Annotated in this window: 18 protein-coding genes and 1 riboswitch; of the genes, 8 read left to right on the top strand and 10 right to left on the bottom strand. The window is 68.8% G+C overall.

The annotated features are described in order from the left end of the window. The 3 genes from BRW65_RS11380 to BRW65_RS11370 all read right to left on the bottom strand — a co-directional run bounded on the left by BRW65_RS11380 (window position 1) and on the right by BRW65_RS11370 (window position 4991). Window positions 1–3846, bottom strand: a complete 3846-nt coding sequence (locus BRW65_RS11380; RefSeq protein ID WP_073874568.1) for an ATP-binding protein — start codon at window positions 3844–3846, stop codon at window positions 1–3. After that, window positions 3843–4199, bottom strand: coding sequence for an STAS domain-containing protein (locus BRW65_RS11375; protein ID WP_073874566.1), 357 nt, complete (start codon window positions 4197–4199; stop codon window positions 3843–3845). The genes BRW65_RS11380 and BRW65_RS11375 overlap by 4 nt, the downstream gene beginning before the upstream one ends. Window positions 4200–4301: 102 nt before the next feature. Next, a complete protein-coding gene (locus BRW65_RS11370) occupies window positions 4302–4991 on the bottom strand; it encodes a PAS and ANTAR domain-containing protein (RefSeq protein ID WP_073874565.1) in 690 nt (229 codons plus the stop codon). Window positions 4992–5112: 121 nt separating this feature from the next. Beyond that, window positions 5113–5223, top strand: a riboswitch (TPP riboswitch). On the opposite strand from BRW65_RS11370, the gene thiC reads away from it, so the two are divergent. From thiC to BRW65_RS11340, 6 genes are all read left to right on the top strand, one after another. Next, on the top strand, window positions 5215–6870 hold the full coding sequence (gene thiC, locus BRW65_RS11365; protein ID WP_073874562.1) for a phosphomethylpyrimidine synthase ThiC: 1656 nt from the start codon (window positions 5215–5217) through the stop codon (window positions 6868–6870). Its footprint overlaps the riboswitch before it by 9 nt. Continuing rightward, entirely contained in the window at window positions 6867–7706 is an 840-nt protein-coding gene (gene thiD / locus BRW65_RS11360; RefSeq protein ID WP_073874561.1) for a bifunctional hydroxymethylpyrimidine kinase/phosphomethylpyrimidine kinase, read from the top strand. Before thiC ends, thiD begins: the two co-directional genes overlap by 4 nt. Then, on the top strand, window positions 7703–8326 hold the full coding sequence (locus BRW65_RS11355; protein ID WP_073874559.1) for an alpha/beta hydrolase family protein: 624 nt from the start codon (window positions 7703–7705) through the stop codon (window positions 8324–8326). The genes thiD and BRW65_RS11355 overlap by 4 nt, the downstream gene beginning before the upstream one ends. Window positions 8327–8358: 32 nt before the next feature. Continuing rightward, window positions 8359–8793 (top strand): MarR family winged helix-turn-helix transcriptional regulator, encoded by a 435-nt coding sequence (locus BRW65_RS11350; RefSeq protein WP_073874557.1) that lies wholly within the window; start codon window positions 8359–8361, stop codon window positions 8791–8793. A gap of 19 nt (window positions 8794–8812) precedes the next feature. Continuing rightward, window positions 8813–9682: an LLM class F420-dependent oxidoreductase gene (locus tag BRW65_RS11345; protein WP_073874555.1), complete on the top strand. Its 870-nt coding sequence runs from the start codon at window positions 8813–8815 to the stop codon at window positions 9680–9682. A gap of 262 nt (window positions 9683–9944) precedes the next feature. Continuing rightward, window positions 9945–10277 (top strand): HAD-IA family hydrolase, encoded by a 333-nt coding sequence (locus BRW65_RS11340; protein ID WP_073874553.1) that lies wholly within the window; start codon window positions 9945–9947, stop codon window positions 10275–10277. Here BRW65_RS11340 and hypE read toward each other — a convergent pair. The 4 genes from hypE to hypF are packed head-to-tail and all read right to left on the bottom strand — an operon-like array spanning window position 10274 to window position 14968. Beyond that, complete coding sequence (gene hypE, locus BRW65_RS11335; protein WP_073874551.1) at window positions 10274–11341, bottom strand: hydrogenase expression/formation protein HypE; 1068 nt, start codon at window positions 11339–11341, stop codon at window positions 10274–10276. The two genes, BRW65_RS11340 and hypE, sit on opposite strands and share 4 nt — an antisense overlap. Further along, a complete protein-coding gene (gene hypD, locus BRW65_RS11330; RefSeq protein WP_073874549.1) occupies window positions 11334–12437 on the bottom strand; it encodes a hydrogenase formation protein HypD in 1104 nt (367 codons plus the stop codon). The genes hypE and hypD overlap by 8 nt, the downstream gene beginning before the upstream one ends. After that, window positions 12434–12709 (bottom strand): HypC/HybG/HupF family hydrogenase formation chaperone, encoded by a 276-nt coding sequence (locus BRW65_RS11325; RefSeq protein WP_073874547.1) that lies wholly within the window; start codon window positions 12707–12709, stop codon window positions 12434–12436. Before BRW65_RS11325 ends, hypD begins: the two co-directional genes overlap by 4 nt. A 3-nt stretch (window positions 12710–12712) precedes the next feature. Further along, a complete protein-coding gene (gene hypF, locus BRW65_RS11320; RefSeq protein ID WP_347876618.1) occupies window positions 12713–14968 on the bottom strand; it encodes a carbamoyltransferase HypF in 2256 nt (751 codons plus the stop codon). A gap of 198 nt (window positions 14969–15166) precedes the next feature. Here hypF and BRW65_RS11315 point away from each other — a divergent pair, with 198 nt between their 5' ends. Continuing rightward, a complete protein-coding gene (locus BRW65_RS11315) occupies window positions 15167–15514 on the top strand; it encodes a hydrogenase maturation nickel metallochaperone HypA (protein ID WP_073874545.1) in 348 nt (115 codons plus the stop codon). 23 nt (window positions 15515–15537) lie between these two features. Beyond that, window positions 15538–16389: a hydrogenase nickel incorporation protein HypB gene (hypB, locus tag BRW65_RS11310; RefSeq protein ID WP_073874543.1), complete on the top strand. Its 852-nt coding sequence runs from the start codon at window positions 15538–15540 to the stop codon at window positions 16387–16389. Between the two features lie 23 nt (window positions 16390–16412). Here the strand turns inward: hypB and usfY are convergent, their stop codons facing one another. From usfY to BRW65_RS11295, 3 genes are all read right to left on the bottom strand, one after another. Next, on the bottom strand, window positions 16413–16712 hold the full coding sequence (gene usfY / locus BRW65_RS11305) for a protein UsfY (RefSeq protein ID WP_073874541.1): 300 nt from the start codon (window positions 16710–16712) through the stop codon (window positions 16413–16415). Window positions 16713–16852: 140 nt separating this feature from the next. Beyond that, window positions 16853–18352 (bottom strand): peptidase, encoded by a 1500-nt coding sequence (locus BRW65_RS11300; RefSeq protein WP_139272999.1) that lies wholly within the window; start codon window positions 18350–18352, stop codon window positions 16853–16855. A gap of 228 nt (window positions 18353–18580) precedes the next feature. After that, window positions 18581–18943 (bottom strand): hypothetical protein, encoded by a 363-nt coding sequence (locus BRW65_RS11295; protein WP_073874539.1) that lies wholly within the window; start codon window positions 18941–18943, stop codon window positions 18581–18583. Window positions 18944–18978 lie beyond the last annotated feature (35 nt).

Below are 18978 nucleotides of genomic sequence, written 5' to 3'. Positions count from 1 at the left end.
CTAAGGCGTCCGTACGGCGTGGTCGAACCGCAACGTGACCCGGGTGCCTCCCGGGGTCCGCAGCGTGTCGACGTGATCGGCCAGTCCGCCGATCAGGGTCAGACCGCGGCCGCGTCGCCGGCTGCGCAGGCTGGCCGAGGAATCGCCCACCCATCGGCCGGTGTCGCTGATCGTGACGGCCACCGTGTGTTGGCGCAGGAAGGCCTCCAGGGACACCGTCCGGCGCGGCTCGCCGTCGCTGCCGTGCTCGATCGCGTTGGTCACGGCTTCGCCGGCCGCCAGCAGGATGTCCAGCTCGCGCTTCGGGTCGACGGCGATGCCGGCCAGCCAGTTGCGTAGCCGATCGCGCGCGACGGGGATCTGCCCCGGCGCGGCCGTGACCACGGTGGCGAAGCTGCGCGGGGCCTGGTGGCCGGCCCGCAGCGCGAGCAGGACGACGTCGTCGCGGTAGCCGGTGAGCGGCGCCATCCGGGACAGCAGCTCGACGCAGACCGACTCGACCGGAAGGTCGACGCAGTCCGCGGCGGCGGACCGCAGCCGGGCGAGGCCGTCGTCCAGCGTCTCGCCGGCCCGCTCGATGAGCCCGTCGGTGTAGAGCAGGATCAGGCTCCCCGGTGGCAGGTTCGCCGTCGCGGTGGCGTCGGCCGGGTAGCTTTCGGCGTCGTGTTCCTTGATGGCGACCGGCAGACGCCGGCCGGCCGTCAGGAACAGCGCGCGACGGTCGGGAAATACGACCAGCGGATAGGGGTGACCGGCGCAGCTGTAGCTGACGGTCGCGCACCCGGTGTCGGGTTCCGTCTCGACCAGCGCGTAGGCCACCGTCGCGCAGCGCGCCCCCGCCACGCTGGCCCCGTACCGGTCCAACGCGCCCAGGACCGCGCCCGGTTCGCCCGCCGTCAGGGCCGAGGCCGCCACCGCGGCGCGCAGCCTGCTCATCACGATCGCGGCGGCCAACCCGTGCCCGACGACGTCGCCCACCGATATCCCCAACCGGTGGGTGCGATCCAGTGGGGTCACCGAATACCAGTCACCGCCGACGCGCATCGCCTCCCCCGCGGGCTGATACACGGCGGCCACCACCGCCGCCGTCGAGCCGCGGTCGAGCTCCAGCAGCTGCTCCTGGAAGTCGACCGCGATGCGGTGTTCGCGCGCCAGCACGCGGACCCGGTCCAGGGCCGAGGACGTCAGCTCGGCCATCCGGCCGAACGCGTCGAGTTCGGCGACGTCGAACTCTCGCGGCGTGGGCCACAGCAGGGCCAGCACCCCGAACACCCGGTCCGAGTGATCCCGCAGCGGGTGGGCGACGCAGGCGCGGACGCTGCCGGCGGTGTCCTGCACCGCGTGCTGATAGCGCGGGGGCAGGTCGAGCGTGTCCGTGATGACCATCGGCTGACCGGTGCGCACCACGTCGGCTCCCACCACCGGGGAGTCGAGCGTGGTCACGTGATAGCGGTCGCGCAATTCGCCGGGCAGCTGGCCGGCGTATTCGAACCGGATGTAGCGTTCGCCGTCGAAGATGCCGATCGTGACGGTGGCGGCGTCGGCGGAGCCGAACGAGGACTCCAGCAAGGCGTCCAGGATCCCGGCGACCGAGTCGGTGGCCTGCAGCGCCGAGTCGAGTAGCACCAGATCCGAGGCCGCCGCGCGGCGCTGGCGGTCGCGCTCGCGCGCCACGGCGGCCAGCCGGGACTTCACCCGGTCGACCAGTTCCTGGGAGCGGAACGGCTTGGGCAGGTAGTCGTCGGCGCCGCCGGCGTAGCCCTCGTCGATCGCCTCCGCCCCGGCCCGGGCCGACAGCATCAGGACCGGGGTGGCCGCCAGTTCCGGGTCCGCGCGGATGGCCGCCACCAGTCCGAAGCCGTCGATGCCCGGCATCATGACGTCGGTGACGACCGCGTCCGGGCGCAGGTTTCGGGTCGCCGCCAGCGCCGACTCGCCGTCGGCGGCGAGCACGGTCTCCCAGTGGGCCGACAGCACCCGGTCGAGATGGTGTCGCATGTCGGCGTTGTCGTCGGCGATCAGCACCAGCTGGCGCGACCTCTCGGGCGCGGGGGCCGGCCCGTCGCCCCCCGGGACGGGTGTCAGCCATTGCCGCGCCTCGGCGACGTACGGATTCGTCTCGTCCAGCTGGCCCGCGGTCGCCTGGTCGGCCGCGGTGCCGATCGATTGCGGCAGCCGGACGGTGACCGTGGTCCCGCGGTCGAGCTCGCTCTCGATTTCCACGGTCCCGCTGTGCAGCTCGACGAGCCCGCGCACCAGCGAGAGCCCGATGCCGGTGCCCTCCACGCTGCGACCCCGAAGGTTGTCGGCGCGGTAGAAGCGGTCGAACAGGCGGTCCAGGTCATCTGCCGCGATTCCCACCCCGGTGTCGCGCATGGTGACGACGCAGTACCCGGGCTCGGCGCGCACCCGGACCGAAATCGAGCCGTGCAGTGTGTATTTCACCGCGTTGGACAGCAGGTTGAGGACGATCGTCTCCCACATGCCGGGGTCGACGTCGGCCAGCACCGGAGAACACTCCACAACGAGCTCGAGCCCCGCCCGGCGGCAGAGCTCGGTGAAGGATGACGCGACGTGGGCGGTCAGCGCGCCGACATCGGTACACACCAACTTCGCGTCCGCGCGGCCGGCCTCGATGCGGGAGAAGTCGAGCAGCGAGTCGACCAGGCGCTGCAGGCGCCGCGCGTTGCGGACCGCCGTGCTCAGCCGGTCCGCCAGCACGCTGTCCGGCGCCGCCTCGGACAGCGCATCGTCGAGCGGCCCGAGCAGCAGCGTCAGTGGCGTGCGGAATTCGTGGCTGACGTTGGTCAGGAACGCGGTCTTCGCCCGGTCGAGCTCGGCCAGCGCGTCGGCCCGCTGCCGTTGCTGTTCGTAGGAGACGATCTGCGCGAAGGTCGACGTGAGCTGGTCGGCGAGCAGCTGGCAGAAGCCGCGGTACTGCGGGTCCAGCGGGCGGCGAGGACTGAGGCCGACCACCAGCGCGCCGGCGGCCGGCGCCTCACCGAGCGGCAACACCAGGGCCTGGTCGGGGCAATCGGCCGCCAGGGCGTGGCCGATGCCCGGGATGGCCTCCGGCAGCCGCTCGATCAGCGTGACCTCCGCGCGCGATTTGGATTCCGAACCCCACTCGGTCAGCCGCGCCAGATCGTGCGGCAGCAGCGACGACACCGACGGCGTGGCGCCGCGCAACGCGACGCAGCCGGTCTCCGCGTCGTCCACGTAGACGCCGATGAACGGCAGGTCGGCGGGCTGGCCCGCGCACACCGTGACGGCCACGGCCACCGCGTCCTCGATGCTGCCGGTGCCCATCAGCGCGGAGGCCACCGCGTTCAGCAGGTGCAGGCGGCGTTCGCTCAGCACGCGCTCGGTGGTCTCGTACGAGGGGCAGAAGACGCCGAAGGGCCGGCCGGCGGCGTCGACCAGCGGGCTGTAGGTGAAGCTGAAGTACCTCTCCTCGCGCCGGCCCGCCGTGACCATCGGCAGCATCATGTCGCGCGACCAGGTGGCCTCGCCCGTGGCGACCACGCCGGCCAGCATCGAGGCGATCGAATCCCAGATGTCCCACCACACGTCGCGGCCGGGCCGCCCCAGGGCGCTCGGGTGCCGGTCGCCGAGGATTTCGATGTACGCCTCGTTGTAGACCACGAACAAATCGTGAGTGCCCAGCCACAGCGCGAGCGGGAACCGCGACGTCAAGGTGGTCGCCACCGCGGCCCGCATCTCGCTCGGCCAGCCCACGGGGGAACCCAACGGATGGGCGTCCCAGTCGAATTCGGCGAACCTGCGGCCCATCTCCCCACCCAACGCGACGGCAGCCGCGAGATCGGCCGGCAGCGCCGGGTTCATTGCCGTCGCTTGGGTTGCAGCGCCTCGGGCAGCGTGGGGTAGATGTCGAAGATGCGGTCCAGCTCGGTCACCTGGATCGGGCGAAGCACCTGGTCGTGGTCCGCGACCAGCCGGACCGACGTGCCCGCTTCCTTGCCCCCGTCGTGACACTCGAGCATCGCGTTCAGCGCGGCGCTTCCGAAAAAGTCGACCGCTTGCAGGTCGACGACGACAAGTCGGGCCGGGTGTGCCTCGGCCAGCTTGAGCGCGGCGTTCAGGTGAGCGGTGACCTCATCGACGGTACTGGAGTCGACACCGCCCTTGACGCGCACCACTACCGCATCATCGAGAGCCTCGTGTTCCACCGCCAACAACTGTCTGTGCCTTTCGCAGCCGGTCCGCAAGCGGCGCGCGCCGCTCGCAGTGTCTAGGAACACTAACTGTTTGCGGGCTGCCCCATTCGCGTATTCCTCTGGTTACCCAGAGGACTCGTCGGATATCCGTTCATGCACCGTCAGCAGCACGTGATCAAAATGACTCTGCAGAGCGGGTGCGGCGCCCGCCGAAGTGGTGACATCGGCGAGTAGTTGCCGGGCCAGTGCCCGCAGCTTCACGTTGGTCTCCTGCGACCGCCACTGCAGCACCCGGAACGCCTGCTCGGCGCTGACCCGATACACACACATCAGCACGCCCTTGGCCTGCTCGATCGCGGCGCGGTTTTCGAAGAGGTCCGGCAGCGCCTCGTCGAGCGCCTCCTGCCGGGTTTCGTCCAAGGTGTTGGTGAGGTCGATGTAATACCCGGCGGTGCCCACCACGGCTCCCGACTCGTCGTACATGCGGTCGGCCACCACGATCGCATCGTGCACATTGCCCGCGGTGTCGAGGAACCGGTGCCGGCTGGAAAACGATTCCGCCGACTGCAGGGCGTAGTCGAGCACCTCCTGGACGTGCTGGCGGTCCTCCGGGTGCTCGTGCGACAACACGAGTTTCGTGGTCGGCTCGACGGTGCCCGGTTCGTAGCCGTGCATCCTGGCGACTTCGTCGGACCACTCCCAGCGCTCGCCGATGAACCAGAACCGGAAGGCGCCGACGTTGAGATAGCGGGCGACCGCCTCGACCGGGCTCAGCTGTCGGCCGCGGGCACCGCCGGGTGTCGACCCGTCCATCTCCCCCTGCTCTTGCACGTATGCATTTTTCCATTCGGGGGATACACCCGGCTACCGCCCGGGCAGATTGGCCGCCGGCCTGCCGACTGGCGCGGGGTGGGGGTAACGTCGCGTGCGGAACATCCAAATACGCGGGAGCGCACGTCGAATGCGCTGAGAGGACGGCTTGCGGCCGTCGACCGTACGAACCTGACCGGGTAATGCCGGCGTAGGGAGATGAAAAATGACCTTGGCACAAACCCCCGAGCTTTCCCAGGCCGTCGAGGCGTCCGTAACCACCGGCCCCATCGCGGGCAGCAGCAAGGTCTACCGCGAGCTGGACGGCGGTGCGCGCGTGCCGTTCCGGCGCGTGCACCTGTCCACCGGGGACCACTTCGACCTTTACGACACCTCCGGCCCCTACACCGACGCCGACGCGGTGATCGACGTGACGGCCGGGCTGCCGCCCCGGCCCGGGGTGGTCCGCGATCGCGGCACCCAGTTGCAGCGGGCGCGGGCCGGCGAAATCACCGCCGAGATGGCATACATCGCCGCCCGCGAGGACATGCCCGCCGAGCTGGTGCGCGACGAGGTCGCCCGCGGCCGAGCGGTGATCCCGGCCAACCACAACCACCCCGAGAGCGAGCCGATGATCATCGGCAAGGCCTTCGCGGTGAAGGTGAACGCCAACATCGGCAACTCCGCGGTGACGTCGTCGATCGCCGAGGAGGTCGACAAGATGGTGTGGGCCACCCGCTGGGGCGCCGACACCATCATGGACCTGTCCACCGGCAAGAACATTCACGAGACCCGCGAGTGGATCCTGCGCAACTCCCCCGTGCCGGTCGGCACGGTGCCGATCTACCAGGCGCTGGAGAAGGTCAAGGGCGACCCGACGGAGCTGACGTGGGAGATCTACCGCGACACCGTGATCGAGCAGTGCGAGCAGGGCGTGGACTACATGACCGTGCACGCCGGCGTGCTGCTGCGGTACGTGCCGCTGACCGCCAAGCGGGTCACCGGGATCGTGTCCCGCGGCGGTTCGATCATGGCGGCCTGGTGCCTGGCGCATCATCGGGAATCGTTCCTCTACACCAACTTCGAGGAGCTCTGCGACATCTTCGCCCGTTACGACGTCACCTTCTCCCTCGGTGACGGACTGCGGCCGGGGTCGATCGCCGACGCCAACGACGCCGCGCAGTTCGCCGAGCTGCGCACGCTGGGCGAGCTGACCAAGATCGCGAAAGCCCATGGCGCGCAGGTGATGATCGAGGGACCGGGGCACGTCCCGATGCACAAGATCGTCGAGAACGTGCGCCTGGAAGAGGAGCTGTGTGAGGAGGCCCCGTTCTACACCCTGGGGCCCCTGGCCACCGACATCGCGCCGGCCTACGACCACATCACGTCGGCGATCGGCGCGGCGATCATCGCCCAGGCCGGCACCGCGATGCTGTGTTACGTGACCCCCAAGGAACACCTGGGGCTGCCGGACCGCAAGGACGTCAAGGACGGGGTGATCGCGTACAAGATCGCCGCCCACTCCGCGGATCTGGCCAAGGGCCACCCGCGCGCCCAGGAGCGCGACGATGCCCTGAGCACGGCACGTTTCGAGTTCCGCTGGAACGACCAGTTCGCGCTGTCGTTGGACCCCGACACCGCAAGGGAATTCCACGACGAGACGCTGCCGGCCGAGCCCGCCAAGACGGCGCACTTCTGTTCGATGTGCGGGCCCAAGTTCTGCTCGATGCGGATCACCGCCGACGTTCGGGCCTACGCCGCCGAGCACGGGCTCGACAGCGAGGAGGCGATCGAGGCGGTCATGAACGAGGGCATGGCCGAGAAGTCACGCGAGTTCGCCGAGCACGGCAACCGGGTGTATCTGCCGATCACGCAGCCTTGAGTTCGTCGGTTCCGACGCTGCCACTCCCGCCGCCGGGCACGACCCCGCTGCGCGTGCTGTCCGTCGCCGGGTCCGACTCGGGGGGCGGCGCCGGGATTCAGGCCGACATGCGCACGATGGCGCTGCTGGGCGTGCACGCCTGCATCGCGGTCTCCGCGGTCACCGTGCAGAACACGGTGGGCGTCAAGGACTTTCACGAGGTGCCCGACGACGTCGTGGCCGCCCAGATCGAGGCGGTGGTCACCGACATCGGCATCCAGGCCGCCAAGACCGGGATGCTGGCGTCCTCGGGCATCATCGCCGCGGTGGCCACCACCTGGCGCCGGCTGGGGTTGAGTGTCCCGCTCGTCGTCGATCCGGTGTGTGCGTCCATGCACGGCGACGCGCTGCTGGCGGCATCGGCCCTGGATTCGCTTCGCGGCCAATTGTTTCCGGTGGCCACGCTGGTGACGCCGAACCTCGACGAGGTGCGGCTGCTGGTGGGCATCGACGTCGTCGATGTGGCTTCGCAGCGGGCGGCGGCCGAGGCGCTGCACGCGCTGGGACCGCGGTGGGCGCTGGTCAAGGGCGGCCACCTGCGGTCGTCCGATCGCAGCTGCGACCTGCTTTACGACGGTGCGTCCTGGTACGAGTTCGATGCCGAGCGACTGCCCGGCGGCAACGACCACGGCGGTGGCGACACGCTGGCCACCGCGATCGCGTGCGCGCTGGCGCACGGCTACACCGTCCCCGACGCGGTCGGCTTCGGGAAGCGGTGGGTCACCGAGTGCCTGCGCGCCTCCTATCCGCTGGGCCACGGGCACGGCCCCGTCTCACCTCTGTTCAGGCTCCTGTGAACCTGGATCGGATCGCCGGTGTGGCGCACGAACCCGCTCGGCCGCCCGCCGGGGTGGTGGTATTGACCCACGGCGCCGGCGGCAATCGGGATTCACCTCTGCTGCAACAGGTTTGCGACGAGTGGGCGCGGCGCGGCTGGCTCGCCATCCGGTACAACCTGCCCTACCGGCGGCGGCGCCCCAGCGGGCCCCCGTCCGGCTCGGCGGCCACCGACCGCGCCGGAATCGTCGAGGCGATCACGGTGTGCCGCGGCATCGCCGACGGCCCGCTGATCGCCGGCGGGCACTCCTACGGCGGCCGGCAGACGTCCATGGTGGTGGCAGCCCGCGAAGCGCCGGTGGACATGCTCACCCTCTTCTCGTATCCGGTTCATCCGCCGGGGAAGCCGGAGCGCGCCCGCACCGAGCACCTGCCCGACATCAGGGTGCCGACCGTCTTCACGCACGGGACGTCGGACCCCTTCGGCACGCCCGACGAACTGCGCGCCGCCGCCGCGCTGGTCACCGGCACTACGGCGGTCGTCGAGATCGCCGGGGCCCGGCACGATCTGCGATCCAAGACCCTCAACGTGGCGGCGCTGGCGGTCGACGCCGCCCTCCAGTTGCTCGGGCGAAACTAGACAGCTTGAACTGATCAGTCTAGACTGGCATTGTGGACGGTATCACCGAGTCCGCGGCTGCGGCTGCCCGCGACCTGCGGGTGATGTTCAGCAGGCTGCGGCGTCAGTTGAGGGACCTCGCCACCGACGACGACCTGACCCCCTCGCAGACCGCGGTGCTGAACCGGCTCTGGAAAGAGGGGGCCTCATCGGCGAGCGTCCTGGCTTCGGCCGAACGGGTGCGTCCACAATCCATGGCCACGATAGTGGCCGCCCTCGAGCAGCGGGGGCTCATCGAGCGCACGCCCGACCCGGAAGACGGCCGTCGGCAACTGATTTCGTTGACGGCGGCGGGCCGGCGACGCGCCGAGAGCAATCGACAGGTCCGTGAGGAGTGGCTGGCGCGCGCCATCCACGAGCGGTATTCGGAACGCGAGCGTCGCGTCATCCTCGATGCGCTGGCGCTGCTCGAGCGCTTGACCGAATAATGAAAGGGCAAGGGCTGCAATGGAACTAGGAGTACACTTCATCGATTTTCTGCCAGGCGATCCGGCGGCGCTGGGTCCGACGCTGACCGACGCCGCCAAGACCGCCGAACAGGGCGGCGCGACGCTGTTCACACTGGCCGACCACTTCTTGCAGATGGAAGCCTTGGGACCCGCGGAGGACCCGTTCCTCGAGGGCTACACATCACTGGGCTTTCTGGCCGGACAGACGACCAAGATCGACCTGAGCCTGCTGGTCACGGGCGTCACCTACCGCTATCCGGGATTGCTGGCCAAGGCGGTCACCACATTGGACGTGCTGTCGCAGGGTCGCTCGGCGCTGGGGCTCGGCGCGGCCTGGTACGACCGTGAACACGTCGCCCTCGGCTTCCCCTATCCGCCCGTCAGCCAGCGCTTCGAAATGCTCGAGGAGACGCTGCAGATCTGCCTTCAGATGTGGAGCGAGAACGACGGCCCCTACCGGGGCAAGCACTACCAGTTGGCCGAGACGATCTGTGAGCCGCAACCGATTCGCCGCCCGCCGATCATGATCGGCGGTGACGGCGAGAAGAAGACGCTACGACTGGTCGCGCAGTACGCCGACATCTGGAACAGCACGGTGACCGAGCCCGACCAGCTCAAGCACAAGATCGAGGTGCTGAACCGGCACTGCGACACCGTCGGCCGCGACCCGGCCGAAATCCGAAAGACCGTGGGCCTCTTCGTCAATCCGTTCGATGACCTCGACGGGTACTTCGGGACGGTGGAGGCCTTCGCCGAACTGGGCGTCGAGCTGGTCAACGCCGGCCCCTTCCCCGGCAACCCCGATCCCGTGGGCTTCATCCGCCGCCTCGGCGACGAGGTGATCCCCCGGCTCGCCGAAATCGGTTGACGGAATGGCCGGCACCGGCGCGCGGACTTCACGGAAGGCCGGAACGCCGCGCCGCGCGGTCGATGTACAAAACGGTTGATGGTCCGGCCGTAAAACCACGCGGCGATTCCTGCGAATCGCCGGCAACAAGTTCCACATCGGCGCTAGCTTTCGCATGACCGGGTTGTGAGCCGCACCGAAGGAGCCGCTTGGTGGTTGGTGGTGTCGGTGGATGTGGCTACCCGGTGCGCCTTGCGTCGCGGTTCGGTTTGACGCGGCCGGAGTGTCGGTCGTCGTCGCGCTGCTGAACACCGTCGGCTTCCTCGTCGTTGGCATTGGCGACGATGTGGAGCGGCTCAAACCGGAACCCGAGGCCTACCTCAAGGCACTCGACGCGCTCGCGTTGCCCGCCGAATCGGCGCTGGCGGTGGAGGATTCGGCGATCGGCCTGCGCGCCGCGCGGGCGGCGGGACTGGCCACCCCGGTGGTGACCAACGGCTACACCGCCGGCCAGGACTTCACCGGCGCGGCGGGGGTGCGGCCCGGCTTCGATATCCCCGACCAGCTGCTGGCCGACGACTCTCGCGCCGTCCACCGCGGCTGGTGGGCGGCCTAGCAGATACGCGGAAGCTGTTCGCCCAGTTGACGTTCGATGACCTGCGTGGTGGCGAAGGGGGTCTTGCCCACCACCATGCCGGGATGCTCGGCGACGACGCGGCCGATGATCGCGGCGTTCGCGCCTTCCGGGCGGCCCCGGATCGCGTCCAGCACCGCTTCGCTGTGCCCGGGGTCGACGAACGCCACCATCTTGCCCTCGTTGGCCACCTGCAGGGGGTCCAGCCCGAGGAACGAGCAGGCGGACGAAACCGTCTCGGGAATCGGGATTTTCGCCTGATCAAGTTCGATGCCCACCGTCGCCGCGCGGGCGATCTCGACGACCGCGGCGACCAGGCCGCCGCGGGTGGGATCGCGCAGCGCGTGCACCGCGGCGCCGGCGGCGTGGAGCATGGCCGCGACCATCCGGTGCAGCGGGGCGCTGTCGGTGGTGACGACGGTGCCGAAATCGATGCCCTCCCGCACGCTCATGATGGCCACGCCGTGCTCGCCCAGGTTGCCCGACACGATGATGTGGTCTCCGGCGCGCACCCGCTCGGGCCCGATGTGCACGCCCGGGGGCACCACCCCCACCCCGGCGGTGTTCACGAAAAGCTGGTCGGCTCCGCCGCGCGCGACCACCTTCGTGTCGCCGGTGACGATGCCGACGCCGGCGTTGGCGGCCGCCTTGCCCATGGTTTCGGCGACCGCGCCCAGCACCTCGAGCTCGAGCCCTTCCTCCAGGATGAACCCGGCGGTCAGCGCGACCGGCTGGGCTCCGCTGCACGCCAGATCGTTGATCGTGCCGTTGACCGCGAGGTCGCCGATGTTTCCGCCGGGAAAGAACAGCGGTTGCACCACATAGGAATCGGTGGTCAGCGCGATGCGCCCGCCCGCGATGTCGACCAACGCGGAATCGCGCGGTGCGCCGGCCGCGCCGCCGAACGCGGGCAGGAACAGGTTCTCGATCAATTCCTCGGAGAGCACCCCGCCGCCGCCGTGGCCCAGCACGATGCGCTTCGTCTCGCGCAGCGGCAGCGGACACACCCAGTCGGCCGGGTCGATCGCGACCGGCAACTCAGGCATTTGCGGCGGCTTCCAACCGGCGGAATTGGTAGTACGCCGCGCAGGCGCCCTCGCTGGACACCATGGTCGCCCCCAGCGGCGTGCGCGGCGTGCAGGATTTGCCGAACGCCGGGCACTCGTTGGGTTTCAACAGTCCCTTCAGCACTTCCCCACTGTGACATTCCGCCGACTCGGACACCCGCAGCTGCCCCACCCCGAACTTCAGTTCGGCATCGAACTCTGCGTACCGCGGCGACAGTGTCCATCCCGACTTGGGGATCATGCCGATGCCGCGCCATTGCCGGTCGGTCACCACGAACACGTCCGCGAGGGTCTGTTGCGCGACCGCGTTGCCCGCGGCGGTGACCGCGCGCGGATAGGCGTTGCGCAGCTGCGGTGTGCCCGCCTCCAGGAGGTCGACGGCCTGCCGGACGCCCTCGAGCAGGTCCAGTGGTTCGAAACCGGTGACCACGATCGGAACGTGGAATTCGTCTACCAGCGGCCCGTATTCGCCGGTGCCCATCACCGTGCAGACGTGTCCGGCGGCCAGGAACGCCTCGACCCGGTTGGTCGGCGAGCTCAGGATCGCCGTCATGGCCGGGGGCACCAGCACGTGCGAGACGAGCATGGAGAAGTTGGTGAGCCCGAGCCGCTGCGCGTGCACGACGGCCATCGCGTTGGCCGGCGCCGTGGTCTCGAAGCCGACCGCGAAGAACACCACCTGCTTGTCGGGGTTGTCGGCGGCCACCCGCGTGGCGTCCAACGGCGAGTAGACGATCCGGACGTCGCCGCCCCGGGCGCGCACGCTGAACAGATCCTGGCTGCTGCCCGGCACCCGCAGCATGTCGCCGAAGGAGCAGAAGATCACATCGTCGCGCGCCGCGATCTCCAGCGCCCGGTCGATCATCTCCAGCGGTGTCACACAGACCGGGCAGCCCGGGCCGTGGATGAATTCCACCGCACCGTCCAGCAATTGGTCGATACCGTTGCGGATGATCGAATGCGTCTGCCCGCCACAAACTTCCATGATGGTCCACGTCTTGGTAACGCGTCGCTTGATGTCGCTCACCAAGGCGTGGGCGGCCACCGGATCGCGGAACTCGTCCAGGTACTTCATGCCGGTTCCCTCCTGCCCTGGCCCTCGTCGCCGGCCAATTCTTCCTCCAGCACGCCGAGGTCGTTGAACATCCGCAACGTCTCCTGTGCCGACGCCTCGTCCAGCCGGGTGATCGCGAAACCGGCATGCACGATGGTGTATTCGCCGACCTGCATGTCCGGTAGGTAAGCCAGGCACACGGTCTTGGTGGTGCCGCCGAAGTCGACGGTGCACATCCGCGTCCCCGCCTCATCCCAGGTGTCGACAACCTTGCCGGGAATTCCGAGACACATCCGCTATGCCCCCCTTCCGTGCCGGCATGCCGCGATCACGGCCTGGCCCAGCGCCAGACCGCCATCGTTGCACGGCAATACCGCGTGGGTGAGCACCTCGAAACCGTTGCCCACCAATTCTTTACGGAGCCCATCGCGCAGCAGTCGGTTGACGAAGACGCCGCCGGTCAACCCGATAGTGCCCACGCCCGCCGCGACTCCGTAGACCGCCCGCGCGGTGGCCCTGACGACGGCGGCGTGAAAGCCCGCGGCCAGATCGGCCGTCGGCGTGCCGGCCCGCAGACCCCGCACCACCTCGGTGATCAACGGCGTCGGGTCCAGGACGCCCGCAATTACGTCGAAGTCCATCGGCGCCGGGTCGCCGCCGCGGGCCAGGTGCTCGAGTTCGACGGCGGCCTGACCTTCGTAGGTGACTTCTTGGCAGACGCCGAGCAGGCTGGCGATCGCGTCGAACAAGCGGCCCATGCTGGTGGTCTCGACGCAACCGATGCCGCGCGGAATCTGTTGTCCCAGAATGTGTCTCGCCTGGGCGCCGAGACTTTGCACCGCGGGCAGGTCCGGCGCCCAGTCGATCCCGGCGCGGTGCAGCAGGTCCAGGGCGATCCGCGCGGGGTGGCGCACCGCGCCCTCGCCGCCGGGCAGGGCGAATGCCTTGAGGTGCCCCGCCCGGGTGAAGGCGGCGGGCTCGGTGAGCATCAGGAGTTCGCCGCCCCAGATGGTGCCGTCGGTGCCGTAGCCGGTGCCGTCGAAGGCGACCGCCAGCATCGGCTCGTCGAGCCGGCCGTGCTCGGTCATCAGCGATACCGCGTGGGCGTGGTGGTGTTGCACCTGCTGCACCGGCAGATCCTGTCGCTTGGCCCAGCCGGTCGTGGCGTAGGCCGGATGCAGATCGCAGGCGATCAGCCGCGGTCGGCAATCGGTCATGACGGCCAGGTGTCGTTCGGCCGATTCGAAGCAACCCTGGGTGCGCGGGTCGGCCATGTCACCCAGGTGCGACGACATGTGTGCGTGCCCGTCGGAAGACAGCACGCAGAACGTGGTCTTGAGATCCCCACCGGTCGCCAGGATCACCCCGGCGCCGGCGGCCGGAGTCGACACCGGAAGCGGGGCGTAGCCGCGGGAGCGCCGGACCGGCACCACGGCGCCCTCTGCGTCCACACCGAGCACCGAGTCCTCGCACGGCACGTGGATCGGGCGGTCGTGGGTGAGCACCGCGTCCGCCAACCCGTCGATCCAGTTCAGGTCGGAATCCCGGAACACGATCGGGGAGCCACCGCTGTTGGCCGAGGTCATCACCAGCGGCACCGGCCCCAACCGGTCGAACAGCAGGTGGTGCACCGGGGAATAGGCCAGCATGAGACCGGTTTCGGACAGGCCGGGCGCCACGCCTGGCAGCGCCGCGTCCGCACGGGCGGGCAGCAACACGATCGGAGCCGCCGGTGATTGCAGCAGTTGCGCCCCGGCGCCGTCGACGTCGCAGAGTCGTTGTGCCGCGGGGAGATCGGCGACCATCACGGCGAAAGGCTTGGCGGGCCTGCCCTTTCGGCACCGCAGGTCGGTGACCGTCGCCGCGTTGTCGGCGAGGCAGGCGAGATGGAAGCCGCCGATGCCCTTGATCGCGACCACCAGTCCGTCCTGCAGCGCTTGTGCCGCGGCCCCCAGCGGGTCGTGCGCATCGCCCGGGCCGCGCCAGGACAGTGTCGGTCCGCAGTCGGCGCACGCAATGGTCTGGGCGTGGAAGCGGCGGTCGGTGGGGTCGTGGTACTCGGCTGTGCACGCCGCGCACATGCCGAACTGCGCCATGGTGGTCGACGGACGGTCATAGGGCAGGTCGGTGATCACCGTGTAGCGCGGGCCGCAGTTGGTGCACGTGATGAACGGGTGCCCGTGGCGGCGGTCGCCGGGGTCGCGCATCTCGCGCAGGCAGTCGGCACAGGTGGCGATGTCCGGCGGCACCAGCGTGCGGCGGCTGTCGTCCGTTCGACTGGCGACGATCCGGAACCCGGATTCGCCGTTGGGCCGCAGCTGGCGGGCTTCGATCGAGTCGATGCGGGCCATCGGCGGATGGTCAGCGCTGAGCGCCGATACCGCGGCTTGGACGGCTTCGGGTGCGCCTTCGAACTCGCAGTGCACCGCACCGGAGTCGTTGTAGACGCAGCCGGATAGGCCGTGACGTGCGGCGATGCGCGCGACAGCGGGGCGGAATCCAACGCCCTGGACGACGCCCTCGATGTCGAGCCGCAACCGAACGCTGGTCACCGCACTACCCGACTGCCCATCCACGAACCTCCTGAGCAGCAATTGACGCCCGTGCCCAGTGGGCTGGCGGCACGGGCGGTCACGCTCAGGTTAAACCCGTCCCGATATGTCGACAATCACAATTTCGCACACAAAGTCTGCGTTTTTTCGCACTTAGTTTTCGCGACACCGTTGCTCCCCGCGAGGCAGCATGGAGTAGTGCACGAGTTGTCGCTGTGCCATGCCATCGCCGGCGTGGTGAAGCCCCACGCGGCGGGGCGCCATGTCGACGTCGTCCGAGTGCAGGTCGGCGCGCTGCGCCAGGTGGTACCCGACTCGCTGGAGTTCTGCTGGTCCCTGGTGTGCCAGCATCTGGATGAGAACGTGGTCGACACCGCGCTGGAACTCGAACTCGTGCCCGCCGAGGTGTGCTGCCGCGCCTGCGGGCAGCGGTCGAAGATCGTGTCCCGGTGGTCGGTGTGCTGCCCGGCGTGCGCGAGCGGCGACGTTGAGGTATTGCGCGGCAACGAATTTCTAGTCACGTCGGTCAGGTGTCCGAGAGCGTGACCGAGTCTCGAAAGGTCAAGTAAATGGGACGATTTCACCGCCACGATGACGGCACGGTGCACGACCACGACCAAGACCAAGACCGCGACCACGACCACGACCACGACCACGACCACGACCACGACCACGACCAGCATGGCGACCACAGCGGCTATGCCACCGGTTCACAGCGGATCGAGGTGCTCGAGTCGATCTTCGCCGAGAACGACTCCCGCGCCGACATCAACCGGCAGGCATTCGATCGTCACGGTGTGCGCGCCCTCAACTTGATGAGTTCACCGGGATCCGGCAAGACCACCATCCTGGCGGCGACGCTGGACGCGCTGGCCGGCGAACTGGCCGTTGGCGTGGTCGAGGGCGACATCGCCACCGACCTCGACGCCGCCAAACTCGCCGGGCGCGGCGCCCAGGTGTCACTGCTGAACACCAGCAACGGGTTTGGCGGCGAGTGCCACTTGGACGCCCCAATGGTCAATCGGGCGCTGCAGGGACTCGACCTGCCCGGCCTGGACCTCGTCATCATCGAGAACGTAGGCAATCTGGTCTGCCCGGCCGAATTCGACGTCGGCGAGCACGCCAAGGCGATGGTCTACTCGGTCACGGAGGGCGAAGACAAGCCACTGAAATATCCCGTCATGTTCCGCTCCGTCGACATCGTGCTACTCAACAAGATCGACCTGGTACCGCATCTCGACACCGACATCGACACCTACATCGACCATGTCCGACAGGTCAATTCGACGGCCACGATTCTGCCGCTTAGCGCGCGCACCGGTGAAGGCATGTCGCAATGGTTTGACTGGCTGCGCCAGTTCTCCATGCCCGGCGATGCCGCCACCCCCATTGCGGAAGGCCACGCGGCGGCGAATCAGTAGCGCGCAACGACCGACAGCGTGGACTACAACACGGGGCGGCGCGTGGAGTACATGGAAAGCCAGTGCCTTTCCGTTCCCATCACGCGGCGATGCTCGAGCGCAAGCCAAACCAAACCGGCAACGATCGCCGGTATTCCGATGACGACCAGCGTCAGCGTCCAGTCCTGTTGCCGGTACGCCGCCGCGGCCACACCACCAACCAGTGCGGCCACGCCCAGCACAATCGCCATCAGTCCGGGCCAGCACAGTCGGTCGATGAAGAATTCGCCGGCATGCGGATACGTCGTGCGGAAATGATCGGTCGGATCTTCTGTGTCACCCACGGCTCCTCCTCGCTAGAGCTGAGACGAAGCTAGTTGCGACTACTCGATCGTTCGTCCCCCTTTGGGGTGATCCGCGGCGTGATTCGAACCTTTGGGGCGACGCCATAAAAGACCGAAGTCGGTTGAGCCGGCGGCCTTGGTCAGCCCGGATAGCGGGAGTAGCAGGCGTCCATGTTGCCGCCCACGCCGCCGCGGAACGCCGCTATCCGGGTGAAACCGGCCGGCACGCTGGTGCCGTCGGCGTCGCTGGCGACGAGGTGGTTGGTGAGCAACCCGGCCACCGCCTCGTCGAGATCACCGGCCGTCAGCAGCAGCTGCTTCTGCGACGACAGCTCGATGGGTTCGGCCATCTTGCGGTGCACCACGCCCGTCAGGCAGGCCGTGCGCAGCGCGGTCCACGGGCTCTGCATGGCCAGCCCGCGTTCGTGTTGCACGGCCAGCGCGTACCGCGACATCACGACCGACAGGGCGGTGTCGTCGCCCTGCGGCAGGGTTTGTTCGTTCTCGTCGGCGACCTTGCCCATCGCCGCGAGCTTGGGCAGGTCGATCACGATCGTGTTGGTGGATGGGCAGTAGGACGCCGGCGGACTTGGCTTGGCGTCAGGGCAATTGGCCGGCTGATAGGACAACGCCGGCGGACTCTTCGGGGTGAAGATCTTGCCCAGGAGCTCCATCAACGTCGACAGGGTGTCCTGGTCTATCGGGACCTCACCGGTCTCGGGGTTTCCGGTGCTGCTGTCGACGCGCAGGGCGTTCGGCAGATCGCCGCGGCGCTGCTCGATCTCCTTCTTGTCGATCCCCGCGCAGGCCGAGGCCCCGTCGATGAAACCCATTTGGAAGGCGCTGATCCGGTCCAGAGCCGACCCGTGTTCGTCGTCGTTCTCGCTCTCGCTGTCGATCACGGGGTCGCGGGTGGTGATGATCCCGGCCAGCACATGGTCGAGCCCGTCGGCGGTGCTGAGAGTGAACCGCGGCGACTTGCCGTCGGCGACCCAGAACAGGTAGACGCCCGCGAAGCAGTCGGCCTGCTGCTCGTGCACGATCGTGGGGTCGCGTTTGGTCACCAGATGCGCCATGTTCTGCAGGGCGTGGCCGAATTCGTGGGCCAGCACGCCGTTGACGGACATGTCGCCGAAGTACCGTTGCGCGACCGGCATGAACACCCCGCGGTCCCAGGCGATCAGGTTGCAGCGCGACGTGTAAAAGGCGTTGACGAGCTTGTACGTATCGTTGTGGCAAACGATCGGGCTGGACGGATCCTTGGAGTTGTACGACACCATCTTGCCGACGGGGACGAAGCTTCCCTTCAAGGATTGCCCGTACACCGACTTCCAATAGTCCTCGATGTCGTTGACCGACAGCAACGACAGCTTGTCGATCGCGCCGTCGTCCGTGTTGACCACCGTGCCGGTCGCGGCCGGTGCGTTCGAGCGAATGCCGCTGGGGCCGTCGGTCGCGGGCAAGCCGCCCACCCGGAACGGATCGTTGAGCATCGAGAGCGCCCGCCCGCCGACGAAGGATGTGCACCCCGCCACCACGATTGCGGCCGCCGCGCAGCTCAACGCCGCCCTCAGCAAGGTGGCCGCCCCGCGCGGACGGCCACCGGCCTGCTGACGTCGATTGCGCGCACGGCTCTTCATACCAACCTCATCCCGACCGGCTACAGGCAGACCAAAGCGTCTCATTCTAGAGCGGTCGGCTAACTATGACAGCCCGAATGAAAACCCGGTCGAAACGCCCGCGCCGGCCGCGCGGGTGCGCGGTTGCGCGGTTGCGCGCGGCTTAACCGATCGCCGAACGAGACCCGACTGACGGGTTGTCCTACGGCAATAGCGAACTCTGCGACACCATCCACGGCGCGCGGTCCGCTAGGGGCGCGGCGCCGTCGGTGCCGGCGTCTGCTGGGGCCCGACCGGGCCCCCCGGGCCCATCCCGCCGGGTCCCATCATTCCGCCGGGGCCCATCATGCCCGGCCCCATCGTTCCGCCGGGCTGCATCATCGGGCAGGTACCGGCACGCCCGCCGCCATAGCCGTGGTGCCAGCCGTAGTGGTCACCCGAGGACCACCCCAAGAACAGCCCGGTGAAGAAGACGACCGCGACGACGAACACGACACCGGCGACGATGATCACCCACGCGGCCACGTGGCCCAGCCGACTGCGCGCGTACGGCCCGTCCCCGTGGTGGTGGCCGGTCACGGGTCCGACGCTGGATTCAGGAGTTTCCGTCATGCCCCAAACGATGTCACACATATACCCACCGGGGG

Source organism: Mycobacterium paraffinicum (assembly GCF_001907675.1).
Lineage (GTDB): Bacteria > Actinomycetota > Actinomycetes > Mycobacteriales > Mycobacteriaceae > Mycobacterium > Mycobacterium paraffinicum_A.
This window is presented reverse-complemented; position numbering and strand designations above follow the sequence as displayed.